This window comes from Streptomyces sp. NBC_01363 (assembly GCF_026340595.1).
GTDB lineage: Bacteria > Actinomycetota > Actinomycetes > Streptomycetales > Streptomycetaceae > Streptomyces.
This window is the reverse complement of the sequence record NZ_JAPEPF010000002.1, coordinates 2,189,597-2,208,955: the sequence shown is the minus strand read 5'-3', so window position 1 is coordinate 2,208,955 and position 19,359 is coordinate 2,189,597. Positions and strand designations below refer to the sequence as shown.

Here is a 19,359-nt window from a genome sequence, read left to right as displayed (position 1 = left end):
CGGAAGTATCTGAGAAAGACAGGCACACAATCGAATGACGACGACAGCAGATACGCAGTACAGGGCAGTGGAGCACGGCCAGTACCGCAGGCCCACCGCTTCGGAGCGCTCCGCCGGAAGCAGCGCCAAGGAGGCTCCCGGGGGCAGAGTCTCCGTAGCCGTGTACGCGGAGGACCTGATCCTGCGGACCGGTGTGGTTCACCAGATGCGCCCACGGCCCGAGATAGAGCTCATAGCGGAGTCCGAGGCGGACCGGGCCCAAGTCTCCTTAGTAGTAGTGGACATGGTGGATGAGCGCACCGTCCAGCTCCTGCAGCGTCTCCAGCGCAATACCGCGACCCGCACCGGACTCGTCGTCGGGTTCTTCGAATCGGGCGCGCTCCAGACCATGATCGAGTGCGGCGTCGCCGCCGTGCTGAGGCGCGGGGAGGCCGACCAGGACAGTCTCGTCCACCTGGTGACGGCGATGGCGAACGGCGAAGGTGTCCTGCCGGGCGACCTGCTCGGAAAGCTCCTCGACCACGTCAGCAGCCTCCAGCGCACGGTCCTCGACCCCCGGGGACTCTCGCTCTCCACCCTCACGACGCGCGAGGCGGAGATGATCAGGCTGGTGTCGGAGGGCTACGGCACCGCGGAGATCGCGCAGAAGACCTCGTACTCCGAACGCACCGTCAAGAACGTTCTGCATGAGGTGGTGACACGGCTCGAACTGCGCAATCGGGCCCACGCCGTCGGCTACACCATGCGACACGGACTCATCTGAGTCCTGCCCCGGGCTCCCGAGCGGACGGCGTCGCGGACGCCGCCGCGCGGGGGCCCGCCGGGGTTCGTGGCCGGAGCGACCGGGCGAGGGGCCGGAAAGGCGCCGCAAAGGGCAACAGCCCCTTCCCCCGCTCCGGGTACTTGGGACCTGTCCTCGGCGCCGCAAGGGCACGATGCTTGTCTTGGAGAGTCATCAACAGGACTGTGAGGTGGGCCGTGACCGGCACTGCTGGCCCTGCGAGGCATACCCGGCTGGGCCGACTGACGGGCGCTTTGATGCTGCTGGCGCCGTTGCTGGTGGCGGGTTCCGCGTCCGCCCCCCAGGGTGCGCCGAGGCTCGCCGCGGCGGCGGACGAAGGGCCGGTGGACGCGGGGCGCATCGCCTACGCCGGCACCGAACACCGCAGTCTCGGCCGGGTCACCGACCCGGCCACCAGCGCCCCGCTGTTCGGCTCCGGACCGGTCCACTACGACCAGGATCCCTCCGCACGCGGCGAGTTGCTGGTCTTCACCAGCCTGCGCGACAGCGTGCGCCCGCAGGTGTACGTGCGCGATGCGGGCGGAGCGGTGCGCAAGCTCACCACCGGCCGGGACGCCGCACATCCCGAACTCTCCCCGGACGGGCGGACCGTGGTGTTCGACTCTGCGGAGCGGGGGCCGGACGGTGTGGTCCAGCGTGAACTGTGGACCGTCGGGATCGACGGCTCCGGCCTGCGGCGGCTGACGGACACCCCCAACAACGAGACCTCCCCGACCTTCTCCCCGGACGGCTCGCGGATCGCCTACTCCTGCGACTCCGGTCCCGGGCGGACCGGCCTGATCTACGAACAGGCCGTGGCCGGCGGCGCGGCGAGGGTGATCAGTGACGGCCCGCCCGGCGACGCGACCGAGCCGGAGTGGAACCCGGTGGACGACGACTCCCACCGCGCTCTTGTGGCGTACACCCTCACCACGGACGAGGAGACGGGACCCCGGCTCCGGGTGACCGAGGGAATCGGGACCGACCGTCCCCTGCTGGCCGGTGTCCAGGCGGACTGGCGCACCCGCTCGGCCGCCTGGCTGCCGGACGGGAACGGCCTGCTCTTCCTCAGCCCCGACACGACCTGCGGGTGCAAGGACTACGACCACGTCTACCGGACGACCGCCTTCGACGGGAACGAGCCGGGCCTGACGCTCGGCGAGGACCGTGCGGTCGAATCGCCCACCTGGCTCGGGCCCGCGGGCTCCGGGACCGCCGTCGTGGCACGGCGGACCCCTCGCGAGGCGAACGACGTGACGCTCCAGGACGTCAGGCAGGACGGTTCGGACCCGCGGGATCTCGGGCTCCCCATCCTGAAGGAGGACCCGGAGGCCAATACGAACACCGACCCCGCCAAGGACCCGCTGTTCAATCCGGCGGACGCCTACGACCCTTGGACCGAGCGGCAGAACTACACACCGGACGGCAGGCGCATCGTCCTGACCCGCTTCGAGGGTCAGGAGAAGGAGCGCGTCGAGCGGATCTGGCTGGCCGACGCCGACGGGACCCACGAGGCAGCGATGCCGCTCGACGGGCGCGGTCCCCGCGACTGGGACACCGACCCCACGTTCTCGCCCGACGGCACCAAGCTGGCGTTCACCCGGGCCTCTCCCGGCAGGGTCGACGGGCAGCCGGGGCCGAGCAGCATTCTCATCGCGGACGTCGCGACAGGGGCGATCGAAGGCAGGATAGTTCCGCCGGAAGGTCAGTTGGCAGGAGGTGACGCGCAGCCGACCTGGTCGTCGGACGGCACCACCCTCGCGTTCACCCGCAACCACGTGATCCGGGGGCTGGGCGGCATCAAGCACGTCTGGACCGTGCCGGTGGCGGCGCTCGACCAGCAGCGGGACCTCAGCGTCACCGTCTGCCCCGGTGAATGCAAGAAGATCGACGACAGCCCCGCCTTCTCCCCCGACGGCAGCTCGATCGCCTTCAACCGGAAGGACGGCGGCGGCCAGGTCAACGAGCGCGCCGGAATCATCGTGACCTCGCTGACCGGCGGCGAGTGCCGGGTCGTGCTTCCGTCCGTCCAGCGGAACAACCCCGACGCATGCCACCAGGACATCCCCGACACCTCGCGGACCGGGCCCTTCCAGCCCCGCGACGTGGCCTGGTCGCCGGACGCGGGACGGCTGGTACTGAGTTCACGCAGGGCGCTCGCGCCGAACTCCCCGGAGCAGCTGTCCATGCTCGACCTCTCCTCCGGCACGCTGACGCCGTTCGGCGAAAGGCTCACCGGGCGGCAGAAGGAGCCCGCCTTCCAGCAGTCGGTCGACCTGACCCTGACCGCACCGCCCACCGGACCCGCGGTGGAGGTCGGTTCCTCCGTGTCGGTGACGGTCACCGTCACCAACAGGGGGCCGGCGCCCTCGCCCGGCACCGTGCTCACCGTCGACGCCCCGCCCGGCGTGCGTCTGGAGGAGCTCACAACCCCGGACGGGCCCTGTGCCACCGAGTCGCCCCAGTGCGACCTCGGCATGCTCCCGCCCGGGGCCGGTGTGGAGGTCACCGCTCGGCTGACCGGCGTGACGACGGGAGACCAGCGGATCGGCTGGTCGGTCACCGGGGCCGTGGTCGACCCGAACCCCACGGACAACGCCACCGAGACGACCGTGCCGGTCCAGGACGTGCCTCCGACACCCACGCCGACCCCTTCTCCCACGACCTCGCCGCCCCGGCCTCCGGCGCCCGAGCCCGAGCCGAAGGCGGGGCCCGGCGTCACGGTGCGGGCACAGCCCAGCCCCGGCTTCGTCGGTGGCCGGGTGGTGGTGACGTACACCGTGCGCAACGGCCGGAACGCGCTCGCCACCGGTCTGCGGCTGAGGCTCGGACTGCCCACGCGGATCCCGGCAGGTCCGCTTCCGGCGGGCTGCGCCGCCGGGGTGTGCACGCTGCCCGACCTGGCACCCGGCGCCTCCACGGTCGTCCGTGTCGTGCTCAAGCCGGACCGGGCGCTGAGGACGACCATCACCGGAACGCTCACCACCACCGGCACCGACGCCGACACCGGCGACAACGTCTCCAGGAAACCGCTGCGCATCCTCCAGCCCCGGATCGTCGCGGTGCCCGCCGTCGGCAAACCCGGGTTCGTCACCTCCGTACGGGGCAAGGACTTCCCGCCCGGGGCACCGGTGAAGCTCAGCTGGAAGCCCGGGATCACGGCAGCCGCACCGCCCACCTTCCCGCGCCGGGACCGTACGTTCATCGCGCAGCTGCTGATCCTGGCGAAGGACCAGACGGGCCCGCGCACGATCACCGCCAGCGGACCGGGGTTCAGCCCGGTCACCACGCCCTTCCTGGTGGTCGCCGGCACCATCGTCCCGCCGGACGAGGTGGGGCGCCGATGATCCACGAAGTGGACGAGGGGCTGCGGCTGCTGCTGGTCGACGCCGGCCTCCAGGAGAGCGGCGTCGACCTGGTCTTCGACGCACCGACGAAGGACTGGTCCGCCCGGCGCAACGCCCCCACGATCAGCGTCTTCCTCCACCGCATCCGTGAGGATGCGGCCCGCCGCCGCACCGGCACGGCCGAGGAGCACGACGACCAGGGAGTGGTCATCGGCTGGCGGACCCCGCCGCGCTGGTTCGAGCTGACCTATCTGGTGACCGCCTGGACCAATCGCCCGCAGGACGAACACCGTCTGCTCGCCGAGGTGTTGCGCTGCCTCGTGCGGTCGGACGTCCTGCCCTCCCGCATGCACACGGGCAGCCTCGCCGAGCTCGGGCTGGCCGTGGCGATCGAGGCGGCGGGTCCGGGCACCGACGGGCCGTCCGCCTCGGACGTCTGGTCCGCGCTCGGCGGTGAGCTGAAGGCCGCGATCGACCTGCGCGTGTGGGCACCGTTGGCCGGTGAACGGACCGACGCCGGCCCGCCGGTCACCGAGGGGCTGGTGGTGAGGACCGCGCCCGGACGGGACGGCGACGGTGCGGGACCGGGGCGGCGGCTGCGCTACGACGGGGCGTCCGACCCCGGCGCGCAGGGCTTCGCCGCGGAACGGGAACGGCAGTTGCCGCCCGGCCGGCGCAGGCGCGGGGGCGCGGCCCGATGACCATGACACAGGGCACCCGTGGCGTCCGCGAACCGGCCGACACCTCGACGGCGGTCATCGAGGACCTCTGGGAGCAGTTGATCCAGATCGAGCAGCGGGTCAGGAACGCCGTGGCTCTCCGGCGGGCCGCCGACCCGCAACCGGACGATCCGTACCGGGGGCAGTACCTCACCCCCGAGGCGGCCGCGCGGATCGTGGAGTCCCGCGACGCGTTCGCACCCGTACCGGCGCACGGCTCCGAGCCTTCGCCGCAGTCACCGCCCGGGAGCCGGATCCGGCAACTCGCCGAGGACTTCGGCCTGATGCCGCTGGACATCGACCTCCTGCTGGTCGCGATGGCCCCGGACATCGACAACCGGTTCGAGCGGCTCTACGGCTACCTCAACGACGACCTCACCCGGCGAAGGCCCACCATCGGCCTGGCGCTCGACCTCTGCGGGCTGCCCGCCGCGAGCTCGGGCCGCTTCCGGTTCTCACCGTCCGCCCCACTGGTCGCGGGCGGACTGCTGGAGGTCCTGGAGGCCGACCGCCCGCTGCTCTCACGGGTGCTGCGCGTACCGGACCGGATCACCGCCCACCTGCTCGGCGACGACGAGATCGACGGGAGGCTGCGCGGCCTCGTCCGGGCGGTCGCGCACGCGGAGGAGCCGGACACCGGGCCGGAGGCCCTGCGGGTCGCGGCGGCGCTGGGCACGGGCAGCGGCCTGGTGCATCTGCTCGACCGGGGAGGCGACCCCGGCAGACTGGCGGTCGAGGCGCTTCTCGCCGCGGGACGTCGTGCGCTGGTGGTCGACATCGCAGCCCTCGCCGCCCTTCCCGAACCGGCGGAGGTCGTACGGACCCTGGCGGCCGAGGCCCGGCTGAGCGGCGGCGGGGTCGTCCTCGGGCCACTGGAAGCGCTCGCCCCCGAGCGGCCCGAGAGGGCCCGGCTGCTCGGCGGCCTCTGTGCGGCGGTCAGCGGTGCGCCTCTGGTCGCGTACGGGAAGAAGAACTGGGATCCCCTGTGGACCGGGGAGAGTCCGGTTCCGGTCCACGTCCTGTCCCCCGGCCCCGCGGGCGTGGCGCGGCAGTGGCGCCGGGCGCTCGCCGAGGCCGGCACGTCGGTCGGGCTGCCCGCCGGGAGCGTGGCGGCCGACGAGGAACTCATCGAGGCCACCGCCTCCTACCGGCTCGACTCCGAGCAGGTGCGCAAGGCCGCCGTTGTCGCCTCCCGGCTGGCAGTTCTGGAGGACCGCCCGGTGGACGCGCAGGATCTGCGCACGGCGGTCCGGGCACAGAACGGCGCGGGGCTCGAACGACTCGCCCGTCGCATCGAGCCGGCGGTCGGCTGGGACGACCTCGTGCTGCCCGCCGCGACCCGCCAGGAGCTGTCCGAACTCGCCCTGCGCGCACGCCACCGCGAGCAGGTGCTCGGGCAGTGGCGGATGCGTCCCGGCGGTGGCCGGGGACGCGGGATCATCGCGTTGTTCGCGGGCGAGTCAGGCACCGGCAAGACCATGTCCGCCGAGGTGGTGGCGTCGGAGCTCGGCATGGAGCTCTACGTCGTGGATCTGTCCACCGTGGTGGACAAGTACATCGGCGAGACCGAGAAGAACCTCGAAAGGATCTTCGTCGAGGCGTCCGACGTCAACGGCATCCTGCTGTTCGACGAGGCGGACGCCATCTTCGGGAAGCGCTCACAGGTCAAGGACGCGCACGACCGCCACGCCAACGTGGAGTCGGCCTATCTGCTGCAGCGGATGGAGTCCTTCGACGGGATCGCGGTGCTCACCACCAATCTGCGGGGCAATCTCGACGAGGCCTTCACCCGGCGCCTCGATGTGATCGCGGAGTTCCCCATGCCGGACGCCCGGCAGCGACTGGCCCTGTGGGACCGCTGCCTCGGGACGGCGATCCCCCGCGAAGCCGGACTCGACCTGGAATTCTGCGCGGGACGCTTCGAGCTGGCGGGCGGATCGATCCGCGCCTGTGCGGTGACCGCCGCCTATCTGGCGGCGGAATCGGGCAGTCCGCTCGGCATGGAGCAGATCGTCTCGGCCGTGCTCCAGGAGTACCGCAAGCTCGGCCGCCTGGTCCGGGAGAGCGAGTTCGGCCCTTGGCTGGACCGTTCGCGGGGAAGCGGGGCGGGGTAGCGCCGTCGGAATCCCCGGTCGCGCTCTCCCGGCCGTCGGCCTCAGTTCCTGTCGGGTGCGGCCGTGCGGGAGGGCGCGAAGCGGACCGGAGCCCGGAAGCGGGCGCGGCGGGCGGCTCGGCGGACGGTGGTGAGTACGGCCGGGCCGGCCAGCGTGATGCAGACGAAGTCGGTGACCGCGCGCCCGGTGTCCCAGCCGAGCGGGGTGGCGAGGTCGAAGGCCAGGTATTCGCTCAGCAGTTCAACCCCGGTGGCGGCTTCAAGTACCTGCCTGGCGACACCGAGCCGTCAGCCTACGCATCCATCGACGGACTCCGCGCCGTCGCGGGAGGCGGCTCCACCGCCGCTCCCCCGGTCCCGGCCACCGGCGCGCCGAGCCGGACCAGGTGTGTGGGCAGCCGTACGCGGAAGTCGTGGAAGTCGATGCGCACGAGGGGTGCTTTCCAAAGAGGCTTTGACCAAGGCGCTTTGGCAGCGATGCCCCGGCCGCCTTGAGTGCGGCCTCCGCGATGTCGAGGCACCTGACGGTCTGGGCATGGACATCGCCCTTCGCCACGGTTGCTCCGTCGTCGCCGATGGGAGCAGTGCCGGCGACCGCGACATGTGCCCCTTTGCGGACTGCCCGCGAGAACCCGATCTATGGTTCGAGCGGCGACCCGGAACCGATTGTCCGATGAATACGTTCCATCGCGTCATGATCCCGGACCGCCGTGCATACGCGAGGGAGTCAGCGTCCCGAGGCAGACGTTCCGGGTGCCCTGCGTACGGGATGCTTGCTCAGAATGGAGACCCGGTTGAAGGCGTTGATCGTGATCGCCACCCATATCACCGCGGAGATCTCGTCGTCACCGAAGACCTCAGGGGCCGCACCGTAGGCGGCCTCCTGCACGGCGGCGTTCGCGGGATCGGTGGTCGCCTCCGCCAGAGCGAGCGCCGCGCGTTCCCGCGGGGTGAACACCTCCGTGTCCCGCCAGGCCGCCAGCACCCCGAGGCGCTGCGTGGACTCACCCGCGCGGAGCGCCGCCCTGGTGTGCACGTCGAGGCAGTAGGCGCAGCCGTTGAGCTGCGAGACGCGGAGGTTGATCAGCTCCACCAGTACACGGTCGAGGCCCGCGTCGGCGGCTGTCGCACGGACCGCCTCGGAGGTCTGGACCAGGGCGTGGTACGCCTTGGGCGACTGCTTGTCGACGAAGACCCGTCGGTTGCCCGGTGTTGCCGTCACGTCGCTCACTCGGTTCTCCTTCTGGCCATACCGGTCCGCCCGCCCTTGCCGTGCGCTTCGGACGCCGGTGCTCTAGGATCCAACCATGATAGTTGAATATCCAACAAGTACCGTGCCGGGGGTGACACGCGATGAACGACGCTGAGACCGAGTCGGCCAGGACACACTGCGCGGCTTCGCCGGACGAAGGGCACAGCGACGGGACGCCGCAGGTCGAGGTGCTGTCCGCGCGCGATGTCCCATTGGGCGGCCCGCGGGCGATGACGGTGCGGCGCACCCTGCCGCAGCGGAGCCGCACTCTGATCGGCGCCTGGTGCTTCGCCGACCACTACGGCCCCGACAACGTCGCCGAGACGGGCGGCATGGATGTCGCGCCCCACCCCCACACCGGGCTGCAGACCGTGTCCTGGCTCTTCAGTGGGGAGATCGAGCACCGCGACAGCATGGGCAGCCACGCCTTCGTGCGTCCCGGTGAGCTCAACCTCATGACGGGCGGGCACGGCATCAGCCACACGGAGGTCTCGACCCCGGGGACCACGGTCCTGCACGGTGCCCAACTGTGGGTGGCACTGCCCGAGGAACACCGGCACGCGGAGCGCGACTTCCAGCATTACGTCCCCGAGCCCGTCCGCCTGGACGGGGGCGAGGCCAGGGTCTTCCTCGGAGCACTCGCCGGCAACGCATCCCCGGTGCGGACCTTCACCCCCCTGCTGGGCGCCGAACTCCTCCTCGACCCGCACGCGAGAGTCACCCTCGCCGTGGACACCGGCTTCGAGCACGGCGTGCTCGTCGATCAGGGAGGCATCCGCCTGGGTGAAACCCCCATACTCCGGGCCGAGTTGGGCTACGTCGGCCCGGGACCCGACACATTGACGCTCACCAATGCCTCCGATGACACGGCACGGCTGCTACTGCTCGGCGGCACACCGTTCGAGGAGGAGATCGTCATGTGGTGGAACTTCATCGGCCGTAGCCACAAGGACATCGTCGAGGCGCGCGAGGACTGGGAAGACGCCTCCGAACGCTTCGGCACCGTCCACGGCTACGCCGGTGACCGCCTCCCCGCACCCATCCTGCCGAACGCCACCATCCAGCCGCGCGGGAACCCGTCGCGCCGTTGAACCACCAGCCTCCGCAACCAGTTGAAGGAATGGGAAACGCCATGACGCAGAATGCCTCCACGCCCGTCGTGGAGCGAATCGACGCGAAGCACCGGTACGCGATCCGGGTGGACGGTGCGACCGCAGGCTTCACCGTCTACCGCGACCGGGACGGACAGCGGGTCTTCTACCACACGGAGATCGACGACTCCTTCGCTGGACAGGGCCTGGCCTCGGTCCTCGTGACGGAGGCCCTGAACGACGTACGCAGGAGCGGCATGCGCATTGTTCCCGTCTGCCCCTATGTGGCCAAGTACCTCAAGAAGCATGACGAGTTCGCCGACATCACCGACCCCGTGACCCCCGAGATCCTTCAGTGGCTCAGGGGCGAGCAGCCGTAGCCGGTCTCGTTCGGATCACCACGCGGTGGGTGCATCCGTCCGGGACGTACGGGAGCCGTCGGAGCGTCCGCGACCGGCTGCGGTGCGACCGGCCCACGTCCCCGTCCGGTGCTGCTCAGTCCGTGAGGCGCTTGGTGCGGGAGCAGTTGGTGAATTCCTTCCACGGGCGGGTTCCGTCCGGTCCCGGGCACCGCTCCGGTCGGGGTTTCCGGTCGCTCAGCCCGCGCCGGCTTCGGCTTCGACCGCGGCTTCGGCCGCGGCCGCGTCGAGCAGTTCCGGCAGGGGGCCTTCGCAGTCGGGCAGCCGCTCGGCCAGTACGCGCCACAGGCCGGGCCCGCCCCGGTCTGCGGCCCGCCGGACCAGTTGCGCGCACACGGCCCGCCACGCGTCGCGGCCCGCTGCGTCCCGTGGCTGTTCGTATCCATGGCGCAGCGCCGCGCTCGCGGGCTGGATGGCGGCCACCACCGACTCGTCGTCGAGCACGCCGGACGCGCGGACCCGATGGATCACGTGGTCGGACATGAATGCATCGCCGACGTCGGACAGCGCCGACCGGGCGGCGGCGGGGCCGTGCGTCGACCAGTAGAACCGGGTCGAGCCCGGCAGCTCCTGCGCGAGAACGTCGGGAAATCCCGGGCGCGCGGCCAGCGTGTACAGCACGGGCAGCGAGAGCGGCTCGGTGGCATGGGCGCGGACCAGTTCCGGCCACGGGGTCGCGGCGTCGCCACAGGCACCGTCCAGAACGGCCTGCGCCGCGACGGAATCGGTGCAGGGCCGCAGCTCCGCGACCAGGTCCAGGCCGAGGGGCAAGGGCCGTCCGAGGGCGGCGAGCCCACGGCGCAGTGCCCGGTCGTGATCCGCCTGCCTGACGAGGCGCTCGTCCAGCCGGTCGTCCAGGCCGTACAGCCAGAGGCAGTCCGCAGAGCTTCGGTACGGTGCGGCCCAGCGCGCGAACAGTGCCCGGCGCGGCACACCGGCCGCGTGCAGTCGCGCGGTGACGGCCGACCGGAACGAGGGCTGGTCGCGGACCCCGTGCCAGGAGTCCTCGGCCGCCTGCTCCAGCTCCTCGTCGTCGAGTTCGGCGACGATGGCGACCACCACATCGGCCGGAGCGGTCAGCAGGACGCGCAGGTCAGGGAAGGGACGTTCCGCACCCTTCGCAGGCTCGCCGAGCCCCTGGATCAGCCGCTCCAACGTGCCGTGATGAAGGGGGAAGCGCTGGGCGGCGACGTACCAGCTTCGCGGGTCGTCGCCCAGTCGCGCGTGCAGCACCGCGCCGACCGCTGTCCAAAACGCCTCGGCCGCGGGAACGTTGTTGTGGTCGTAGCCGTTCACGGCGCGCACCAGGTGGTCGAGGTATCGCGCCGAACGCAGCACCTCGGGCAGGTTCGCCCCGGTGAGTACGTGGCGCAGCAGTGCGGGCCGGGTCTCCCCGATCCGCTCCAGGCAGGGCCACCATGCGGAGGTGGGCAGCTCCTGCCGACGGGCCACCAGTCGGTTCGCGATCCTGGGGTCCCAGGGTGTGAGGAGGGCGGCGGTGAAGTCGTCCGGGCAGTCGGCGCGGGCTATCAGGGCCCGTCGCTGGGTGCGTGCGAACGGTTCACGCCCGTGTGCGGCAGCCAGCGCCGGCCAGTCGACGGGGCCTGTGGCGAGTACCACGTCGGCGTCCAGCACGGTGCCGGCGGCACGCAGTGCGGCGATCACCTCCTCGGGGCGGGCCTGCGGTGTCGGCGCGGACCGGGCGTGGGCCGCCGTCCCGTCCTCGCCGCTGTGCAGCAGCGCGTCGAAGCGCCGGCTCCGGGCGGCGAGGGCGGTGTCGTTCAACTCTGCCGAGGCGGGTGGGCGCGCCTCCGACGGCAGCAGCAGCGAGACCGCCCAGGTGAGCAGCCGGTGGAAATGCGCGGCCTGTCTGTCCGCGGCTGCCTGCGCCGTCGCGAGCCTGGCGTTGTGAACCATCCGACCAACCGTTCCCGTAGGTGCTCCGCCGTGCGTCGTCCCCGCCGCGTCGATCCGGGCGGCCCGTCATGGCCCAGCCGTGCCCCCGCATCACGGCGACTGCCGGCCGGTGGTCAACCGTAGGCGACGAAGCGCCATGACCGCGCGGAGGTTTCTGCCTGGGCCGGCGATGGCGGGACGGGGTGTCCCTGCTTGCACGATCACGCCGTCCACGTCGAACCCAACGTCTGGATCCGGCACGGCGTACCCTCGCGCACGGCTTGAGAACAGACTCCCCGCCAGAGAAACACACTCCCTGCTACGGCAACGTGTCGGCGACCACGGACGCCGCCTCCGCGATGAGTTCGTTGTCGTACTCGGCATCTTCCCTGCTCCGGTTCGACAGGATCGCCACGACGATGGGGGCGGCGTCGGGGGGCCACACCACGGCGATGTCATTGCGGGTGCCGTAGGTGCCGCCGGATCCGGTCTTGTCACCGATCACCCAGTCCTTCGGCATCCCTGCCCTGATGAGCTCGTCCCCGGTGGTGTTGGTCCGCAGCCACTTCGTCAGCTGGGCGCGTTCGCCCTTGCCGAGAACGTCTCCGAGGACGAACGCGCGCAGATCGCCCGCGAGTGCCCGCGGCGTGCTCGTGTCGGACACGGCACCCGGAGACCACTGGTTGAGTTGCGGTTCCTGGTGTTCCATCCGGGTGACGTCATCGCCGATCCCCGCGAGTACGGCATCCAGGCCCCGGGGGCCGCCCAGTCGGTCGAGGAGCAGGTTGGCGGCGGTGTTGTCGCTGAAACGGACGGCGGCGTCGCACAGGGCGCCCAGACTCATCCCGGTCCCGACATGCTTCTCGCTCACCGGGGAGTTGCTGATCAGATCGTCCCGGGAGTACGTGACCACCTCGTCCAACCCGCCCACGGAGTACTTGCGCAATACGGCACCGGCGGCCAGCGCCTTGAACGTGGAGGCGTAGGCGAAGCGCTCACCGTCGTTGTAGGCGACTTCGCGGCCGGTGCCGGTGTCGATGGCGTAGACGCCGAGCCGCGCGTCGAACTTGCGCTCGAGTTCCTTGAACCGTCGGTCGAAAGGCTTCACGGCCCCGGTCGGTCCCGTCGCCCCGGCGTGCGGGGACGACGCCACCGGGGAAGAGGGGGACGAGGGACGGGGGTCCTCCCCGCTGCACGCCGCGAGCGGTACGAGGGCGAGCGCGGCCAGCATGCCGAGAAGGGCACGGCGGGCAGGGCTGTGCTGCTGCATGGGGTCCGGACCTCCAGGTCACCCCGCGGGCGGGGCATAGGGGATGGAGCGGCAGGACCCCATCCCGGGGTGTGGTCATGAGTGCCGGGCCCACCTTCTCCGTCCGACTGCCATGCGGTCCAATACGCCCACGCGCTGTTTCATGCCGATCCGGCATGGCGTTAGGGTTCGGGCTGTGGATCTGGTCGGAGCGTGTCGGGCATTCGTCAGTGTCAGCGAGCACGGCGGTTTCACCGTGGGAGCAGCCGCGGCCCGGATGTCCCAGCCGGTGGCCAGCCGTCGCGTCGCCGCCCTGGAGGAGCGCCTCGGCGAGCAGCTGTTCGAGCGGATGTCGCGGCGGGCCGTCCTCACGCCGTTCGGCCGGGACATGCTGCCGGCGGCAAGACAGCTCGTGCAGGCGGCGGACGTGCTGCTGCACGAGGCCGATGCCGCCAAGTGCAAGCCCTGGCGGCTCGCGGTGCCCGGCCTCTGCTCGACAGCCGGTCTCGCCCGCCTGATCGCGGAGGCACGGGGCCACGGCATCACACTCGATCTCCGTATCGCCGCGCCCGCGCAGCGCGTCGAGTTCATCCACTCGCAGCTGGTACGTGCCGCGCTGCTCGCCGTGCCCGTGGACGAGGCGACGTGGTCCCTGCCGCTCGGGCTCGCCGGTGTCCAGGATCCCGGCGTGCGGCGCGTCTACATCGAGACGTTACGGATCGGGCGGGCGTCGACGGGCCCGGCCCGCCGGATCTGGATCCAGCCGGAGGACGACGTGCCGCACATCCGTGACCCGCTCACCCGGCTGCGGGACGCGGTCGGTCTGCGGCCCGCGCAGCTCGTTGCGGCGACCGACCTGACGACAGCCGCGGCGGAAGTGCTCTGCACGGGCGACCTGCTGCTGTGCTCCCCCGCACAGGCCGAGGAACTCGCCCTGAACTGGCGGCCCATCGGTGAGCTCACGCTCAGCCGGGGCTTCGCCCTGGTCGCCGCCGCGGGCGGCAATCCCCGACACATCGAGGCGCGGCTGGGCGAGGCCATCGGCCGTTGCCTGGGCGCAGGCACCGGGGCGGGCAGTGCGGGAGGGGCGGCGGCGTGAGCACCGAAGCACTCCTGAGCGAGATGCGTCGGCAATTGCACGACGGCGGACTGCACGGCTGTCTGCTCGTGCGGGATCTCCACACGGGCGACGAAGTGGGAATCGCTCCGGACACCCAGTTGCCCGCCGCTTCCCTGGTCAAGGTTCCGCTCGCACTGGCGACGGCGGAGCGCATCCGCCGGGGCGAACTGGACGGGGCGACGATGCTCGACGTACGCCCCGGGCGCACGACCACACCCGGCCCCACCGGGTTGAGCCGCTTCCGTCACCCCGCCAGGATCGCGATCGACGACCTGCTCTACATGAGCACCTGCGTGAGTGACGGCGCAGCCGCCGACGTGCTCTTCGGTCTCACACCGCCCGCCCGGGTCACCGACATGCTCCGTGAGTTCGGTCTCCGCGGCATCACTGTCCGGCACAGTCTCGACGAACTCACCGACACCCCACTGGAACGCTTCGATGCCTCCCAGGCCCATCTCGCCCTCTCCCTCGCCATCGACGCCGGCACCAGCGGTCGCGGACATCGGGTGCCCCAGCTCGACACCACCCGCGCCAGCAGCGGCAGCGCACGCGCCCATGTAGAGCTGCTGCAAGCCCTGTGGACGCCGTCCACCATCCATCCGGACGTGGCCGAACGCGTACGTGGCCTGATGGCCCACAACCTCATCCGGCACCGGCTCGCCCCCGACTTCAGCTCCGACGCCACCACTTGGTCCTCCAAGACCGGCACTCTCCTCAACCTCCGGCACGAAATCGGCGTCGTCGAGCACTCCGACGGCCAGGCCTTCGCCATCGCCGTCCTCACCGAGTCACTCGTCCCTGCGAGTGTTCAGCCCGGCGCCGACGCCCTCATGGCGCAGGTGGCCCGCAGACTGCGTGATCATCTTCGGCAGCTCTAGGTGTATTGCCCTGTGGGACCACTGTTGTCCGGTCATCACCCGTTTCATGGTCTGTTGTCATGTCTCGACGCCATGGACGAGTGCCGGTACCCGGAATGGGGACAGCCCTATGGAGCGTGGTGGAACAGGCTCCTCGGGGCACACCTCGCATCCATGGCGTATCCGGACACAACACGTCCCGGTCCGGGAGAAGCCCACCGACTGCACGCTCCGCACCGGCCGCACCGCCCGCGTCGTCGAGGCGCCGCGTCTCAGGCGTGGAAGCCGTTGCACACGACGGAGGTGTACTTCGTGGGCCCGCCTTCGACGTGGTAAAGCACCACGGTCCAGTCGCCCCTGTCGTCTCCCACCGGGAGCGCGTCGACGGTGCGTTGGCCGAAGTGGGCACGGAAGTCGCCGGGGTACTTGAACTTGACGGTTCCGCCGGAGGTCCAACGGGAGTAGATGTCGACGGGCTTGCTGGTGAAGCCGATGCCCTTGCTGACGGACCGGAGGGGTCGTCCGGTGGCACGGTCCGTCTCGTGCGGGGGACGCACCCCCACGGCTATGTAGTACGGCGCAGGTCTCTTCCCCTCGCCGGCGTTCTTGGGTCGCAACTCCAGCGAGGCCGTGTCCGAGCCCGTGGTGTGGGAGACGGAGGACTGCAGTCCCGAGGGCGGTGAGGAATCGGCGAGGCTGGACAGATCGCAGGAACCGATGCCCTGGGCCGCCTGCTCCGGCTCGTCGGACAGGGTCCAGCGGTCCTGCGAGACGCGATCGTTCACGATGTGGTCCGGCGGTCCACTGGCCGGGCCTCTGGTGGCCGTCCGCGGCGTGGTCGGCTGCCCCGACGTGGTGACCTCCGTCGCGGGAGCGGCGCCGGTGTCCCTCGTGTCCGATTCCGGAAGCAGCCAGACCGTCATGGGCACCGCGAGCGCCACCGCGCATACGGCGAGCCAGGCTCTGCCCCGTGCGGCCTGGCCGGGGCGTCGCTGCGGATCCGGACGGTCGTCCGGTGCGGTGTCCGGCAGGCCCGTAGGTGCGGTGGTAGCGGCCCGCTCCGCCCTGTCGGCGACCGGCTCGTGGTTCTTCGGCCGTGTCCCGGCCTCGCTCCGCGGTGCCCGGACCGTCCCCGTCTCCGGCGACGTCTCCGGCTCCGTGTGCGCGCCGGACGATGTGGGCGGCGTGTCCACGCACTCTGGTTCGGGGACGGGTTCGGCGGTACGTGCCAGCATCCGGTAGTGGGCGTCCGACGCCAGCGGCGAGTCCACCGCGCACCGGGCGATCACGGCGGCCGGATCGGGCCGGTCCGCCGGGTCCTTGGCGACGCACTGCCGGATGAGCTCGGCCAGCGCGGGCCGTACCCCCGCCAGGTCGATCTCCTCGTGCACGGTCCGGTAGCTCACCGCCGCCGGTTCGCCCGTGCCGTACGGAGGCCGGCCCGTCGCCGTGTACGCGAGGGTCGCGCCCAGTGCGAAGACATCGGCCGCCGGGCCCACTTCGTTCCGCAGGAGAACCTCGGGTGCCGTGTAGCCGGGTGTCCCCGAGACCATCCCGTCCCGGGTGAGGATCGTCTGCTCCAGTCCTCGCGCGATCCCGAAGTCGATCAGTTGCGGTCCCTGCGAGGAGAGGATGACGTTGTGCGGTTTCAGGTCCCGGTGCGTGACTCCATGGGCATGGACCGCGGCCAGTCCCTCGGCGAGCGCGGCGAGCAGTCGCAGGGCGCTGTCCGCCGGGAAGGGACCGATCGCGCCCACGGCACCGCGGAGAGTGGGCCCTGCCACGTACTCGGTGGCCAGCCAGTACGGAGGCGCGTCGAGCGAAGCCTCGATCAACTGCGCGGTGTAGGCGCTGCGCACGGCCTCGACGGTCGCGGTCTCTCGCCGGAACCGGGCCAATGCCTCGGGGTGGTCGCTGATCTCGTCGCGGATGACCTTCACGGCCACCAGCCGTCCGCCGGGCGACCTGCCGAGATACACCTGCCCCATGCCGCCCGCGCCGAGACGGGCGAGAAGGTGATAGGCGCCCATGCGCGCCGGGTCCTGGGGTCGCAGTGCATCCACGGCACGACTGTGCCATATGCGCACACACGGCGGAGTGACGGCCCGCAACTCGTGACCGGATCGATGGGTGTCAACATGCGTGAGGGGCAGCCCGGTTGAGAACCGTACGAGGTTCCTCCCGGTAACGGGGGTGCTTCGGCGCCGTCGAGGATCGCGGCGCGGCAGGCACGGGCCGGGCTACAGCCCGCCTGCGTCGAGCGGGGCCGTCGGCCACGCGCACGGCGGCGCCGAGCGCGCTGCTGAGCCGACCCATGACTCCGGCCGCGTGCAGGCCGTGCCCGACGAAGTCCCCGACGGCCACCGCGATCCGGTCCCCCGTCGGTTCGGCGAAGTCGTACCGGTCGCCGCACACGTTCAGGGAACCGACGGCCGGCCGGTGGCGCACCGCTGCCCGGCGGCGGCCGGCCGGGCCGGAGGTCGGCAGCATCGCGGCCCGCAGGGCCGGGGCGACTTCGCGTTCGCGGGCGTGGGCCTGCCGGAGCCGCTCGTCTGCTTCCTGGAGTTCCCCGACCCGGGTGCAGAGGCCGGCCTCCAGCACCCTGGCCCGGTCCCCGCCGTTGTGACCACCGCGGCGCGGATCAGTTCGGTGACGTCCTCCACCCGGTGCAGCAGGAGTACGACGTGCCCGTCCGGGCCGAGGACCGGGACGTCGACCGGGCTCGCCGGGGCCGCCCACAGCCGCTCGATCATCCCCGTGATCCCACCCCGCCCGTCCAGCAGTCCTGTACGCACGACCGCGAGGTCCGTCGGGCCTCACAACGGCCCATCGAACAGTCCACACGGTGTCGCTTCCTGACACTCAAGCACAGCTGGCTCAGTAGGCGGAGTTGACGTTGTCGATGGATCCGTAGCGGTCGGCGGCGTAGTTGGCGGCCGCGGTGATGTTGGCGACGGGGTTGGTGAGGTCGTGGGCGGTGCCGGCGACGTGGTAGGCGCTGAAGGTGGGCTGGATGACCTGGAGCAGGCCCTTGGAGGGGGTGCCCTTCTGGGCGTTGATGTCCCAGCCGTTCTGGGCGGTGGGGTTGCCGCCGGACTCGCGCATGATGTTGCGGTGCAGTCCTTCGTAGCTGCCGGGTATGCCCTTGGCCTTCATGATGGCCAGGGATTCCTTGATCCAGCCGTCGAGGTTGTTGGCGTAGCCCTTGCCGGCCTTCTGGGTGTCCTGGACGTCGCCGGTGGGGGCGGTCCGGACGACGGGGGCGCTCTGCTTCGTCTCGGCCGCCTGTGCGGAGGTCGAGGTCAGGGTGAGGGCTGCTGCGGCTGCGCCGGTGGTGGCGAGGGCGGCGACGGACAGGGTGCGGATGCGGGCGATGCGGCCGGTGCGGGTCTGCGTGGTCATGCGGAAGTGACTCTCCTGTGGGTGTGGTGTCGCCGTCCGGTGCCGGAGGCGTGGTGCGGGGCGGGGCCCTGCGTGGTGCGGGAGGGGGCGAGCGGCCCGGCGGTGTCCGTGCGGTCCGGTCGCGGTTCCCCGCAACGACAGCCATGGTTAGCGGCGGCCGGGGTGGGGGTCAATGATGTGACGTACTACCCCAATACGGAACAATGTCCGAAATAAACCATTCTGGGCCGATTCCATGCCGTTCGAGCGGCCCTGCTCCTACTACCCTCCCTAGGATGTGACCTGGCCCCTATGGGGGGCATCACATCCACAGGGCCGTTCCGGGGGCCATTTCGAGGTGCCCGAGCCCGGGTTCGACGACAACGGCGCCGTACGGTCCGGCGTCCCCACTGCTCGTGGCGCCGGCCATCGTCGGCAGTGTGTTGCGTCTGCCCGTCCTGCGCGCACTGGAGAAGTCGACATCCGACGGCCCCGGTGCCGCGGCCGCGACGGGGACCGACGACAAGGCTTCTTTCGTGGAGCTTTCGCTCGCCGTGGTCTGCCGGTCCATCGCCTTCGTCGGCCTGAGCACCTTCATCTCGTTCTACGCCCGGCAGCACACGGGAGGCGGTACGGCCGCGGGCACGCCCGCGCCCTGCGCCCTCTGTTCACCGCCCTGACCTCCGTCGGCCCGTACGTCCCGTTCTCGCTGCAAGTCACCCTGGCCCAGGACTACTTGCCCTCGCGCGTCGGCACCGCCAGTGGGATCACCCTCGGGCTGACCGTCAGCATCGGCGGCCCGATCAGCCCTGTCATCGGCTGCATCGCCGACGCCACCTCCCTGCAGACGGCCCTCACACCGCCGATCCTGATGCCCGCCCTGAGCTGGCTGTTGTATCGCACCCTGCCCGAGCCCCCCATGCCACGGCAGTTCGTGCCCTCGACGAAGACAGCCTCGGCGGCAGGACCGCCCCGGGGGTGCATGGCGCCGAACGTGGCCACGCGCACACCGAGGGACTTGAGCGACGCGGAGGTGTCGGCGCCGCCGAAGGGACCGATCACGGCACCCGGCCCGGGTGACCCGTTTGAATGATCAAAGTAGCGAGGGGTTACCATATGAGCGCCGCCTAGCTC

At 71.3% G+C, this 19,359-nt stretch carries 14 protein-coding genes and 4 pseudogenes; 9 read left to right on the top strand and 9 right to left on the bottom strand.

Annotated features, from left to right (window positions below; translation table 11 throughout):
* Positions 1-34: 34 nt before the first annotated feature.
* The 4 genes from OG611_RS37680 (at position 35) to OG611_RS37665 (ending at position 6,961) form a co-directional block, all read left to right on the top strand.
* Positions 35-763, top strand: a complete 729-nt coding sequence (locus OG611_RS37680; protein ID WP_266430787.1) for a LuxR C-terminal-related transcriptional regulator — start codon at positions 35-37, stop codon at positions 761-763.
* A 275-nt stretch (positions 764-1,038) separates the two neighbouring features.
* Positions 1,039-4,128, top strand: coding sequence for a hypothetical protein (locus tag OG611_RS37675; RefSeq protein WP_266431434.1), 3,090 nt, complete (start codon positions 1,039-1,041; stop codon positions 4,126-4,128).
* Positions 4,125-4,829: a DUF4255 domain-containing protein gene (locus OG611_RS37670; protein WP_266430785.1), complete on the top strand. Its 705-nt coding sequence runs from the start codon at positions 4,125-4,127 to the stop codon at positions 4,827-4,829. Before OG611_RS37675 ends, OG611_RS37670 begins: the two co-directional genes overlap by 4 nt.
* A gap of 2 nt (positions 4,830-4,831) precedes the next feature.
* A complete protein-coding gene (locus OG611_RS37665) occupies positions 4,832-6,961 on the top strand; it encodes an ATP-binding protein (RefSeq protein ID WP_266431432.1) in 2,130 nt (709 codons plus the stop codon).
* Positions 6,962-7,002: 41 nt separating this feature from the next.
* Here the strand turns inward: OG611_RS37665 and OG611_RS37660 are convergent.
* The 4 genes and pseudogenes from OG611_RS37660 to OG611_RS37645 form a co-directional block, all read right to left on the bottom strand.
* Positions 7,003-7,188, bottom strand: a pseudogene (locus tag OG611_RS37660) (ECF transporter S component); the annotation flags it as partial.
* A gap of 65 nt (positions 7,189-7,253) precedes the next feature.
* A complete protein-coding gene (locus tag OG611_RS37655) occupies positions 7,254-7,391 on the bottom strand; it encodes a hypothetical protein (RefSeq protein WP_266430783.1) in 138 nt (45 codons plus the stop codon).
* Positions 7,392-7,444: 53 nt separating this feature from the next.
* Positions 7,445-7,597, bottom strand: a pseudogene (locus OG611_RS37650) (Rid family hydrolase); the annotation flags it as partial.
* A gap of 90 nt (positions 7,598-7,687) precedes the next feature.
* Positions 7,688-8,191 carry a carboxymuconolactone decarboxylase family protein gene (locus OG611_RS37645; protein WP_266430781.1) on the bottom strand — a complete coding sequence of 168 codons (504 nt, stop codon included), beginning with the start codon at positions 8,189-8,191 and terminating at the stop codon, positions 7,688-7,690.
* 122 nt (positions 8,192-8,313) lie between these two features.
* On the opposite strand from OG611_RS37645, the gene OG611_RS37640 reads away from it, so the two are divergent.
* Entirely contained in the window at positions 8,314-9,303 is a 990-nt protein-coding gene (locus tag OG611_RS37640; protein ID WP_266430779.1) for a pirin family protein, read from the top strand.
* 41 nt (positions 9,304-9,344) lie between these two features.
* Positions 9,345-9,683 (top strand): GNAT family N-acetyltransferase, encoded by a 339-nt coding sequence (locus OG611_RS37635; RefSeq protein ID WP_266430777.1) that lies wholly within the window; start codon positions 9,345-9,347, stop codon positions 9,681-9,683.
* Between the two features lie 216 nt (positions 9,684-9,899).
* Here the strand turns inward: OG611_RS37635 and OG611_RS37630 are convergent, their stop codons facing one another.
* Together OG611_RS37630 and bla are read right to left on the bottom strand one after the other, a co-directional pair.
* Positions 9,900-11,639, bottom strand: coding sequence for a hypothetical protein (locus tag OG611_RS37630; protein ID WP_266430775.1), 1,740 nt, complete (start codon positions 11,637-11,639; stop codon positions 9,900-9,902).
* A 298-nt stretch (positions 11,640-11,937) separates the two neighbouring features.
* Positions 11,938-12,888 carry a class A beta-lactamase gene (bla, locus tag OG611_RS37625; RefSeq protein ID WP_266430773.1) on the bottom strand — a complete coding sequence of 317 codons (951 nt, stop codon included), beginning with the start codon at positions 12,886-12,888 and terminating at the stop codon, positions 11,938-11,940.
* 175 nt (positions 12,889-13,063) lie between these two features.
* On the opposite strand from bla, the gene OG611_RS37620 reads away from it, so the two are divergent.
* Both OG611_RS37620 and OG611_RS37615 read left to right on the top strand, forming a co-directional pair.
* Positions 13,064-13,966: a LysR family transcriptional regulator gene (locus OG611_RS37620; protein WP_266430771.1), complete on the top strand. Its 903-nt coding sequence runs from the start codon at positions 13,064-13,066 to the stop codon at positions 13,964-13,966.
* A complete protein-coding gene (locus tag OG611_RS37615) occupies positions 13,963-14,865 on the top strand; it encodes a serine hydrolase (protein ID WP_266430769.1) in 903 nt (300 codons plus the stop codon). The genes OG611_RS37620 and OG611_RS37615 overlap by 4 nt, the downstream gene beginning before the upstream one ends.
* A gap of 251 nt (positions 14,866-15,116) precedes the next feature.
* Here OG611_RS37615 and OG611_RS37610 read toward each other — a convergent pair whose 3' ends face one another.
* The 3 genes and pseudogenes from OG611_RS37610 to OG611_RS37600 all read right to left on the bottom strand — a co-directional run bounded on the left by OG611_RS37610 (position 15,117) and on the right by OG611_RS37600 (position 18,246).
* The gene (locus tag OG611_RS37610; protein WP_266430767.1) at positions 15,117-16,907 is read right to left on the bottom strand and encodes a serine/threonine-protein kinase; all 1,791 of its coding nucleotides are present in this window, start codon (positions 16,905-16,907) and stop codon (positions 15,117-15,119) included.
* A gap of 193 nt (positions 16,908-17,100) precedes the next feature.
* Positions 17,101-17,567 (bottom strand): annotated as a pseudogene (locus tag OG611_RS37605) (SpoIIE family protein phosphatase); the annotation flags it as partial.
* Positions 17,568-17,721: 154 nt separating this feature from the next.
* Entirely contained in the window at positions 17,722-18,246 is a 525-nt protein-coding gene (locus OG611_RS37600; RefSeq protein WP_266430765.1) for a transglycosylase SLT domain-containing protein, read from the bottom strand.
* 383 nt (positions 18,247-18,629) lie between these two features.
* Here OG611_RS37600 and OG611_RS37595 point away from each other — a divergent pair.
* A pseudogene (locus OG611_RS37595) lies at positions 18,630-19,318 on the top strand (hypothetical protein); the annotation flags it as partial.
* Positions 19,319-19,359: the final 41 nt, after the last annotated feature.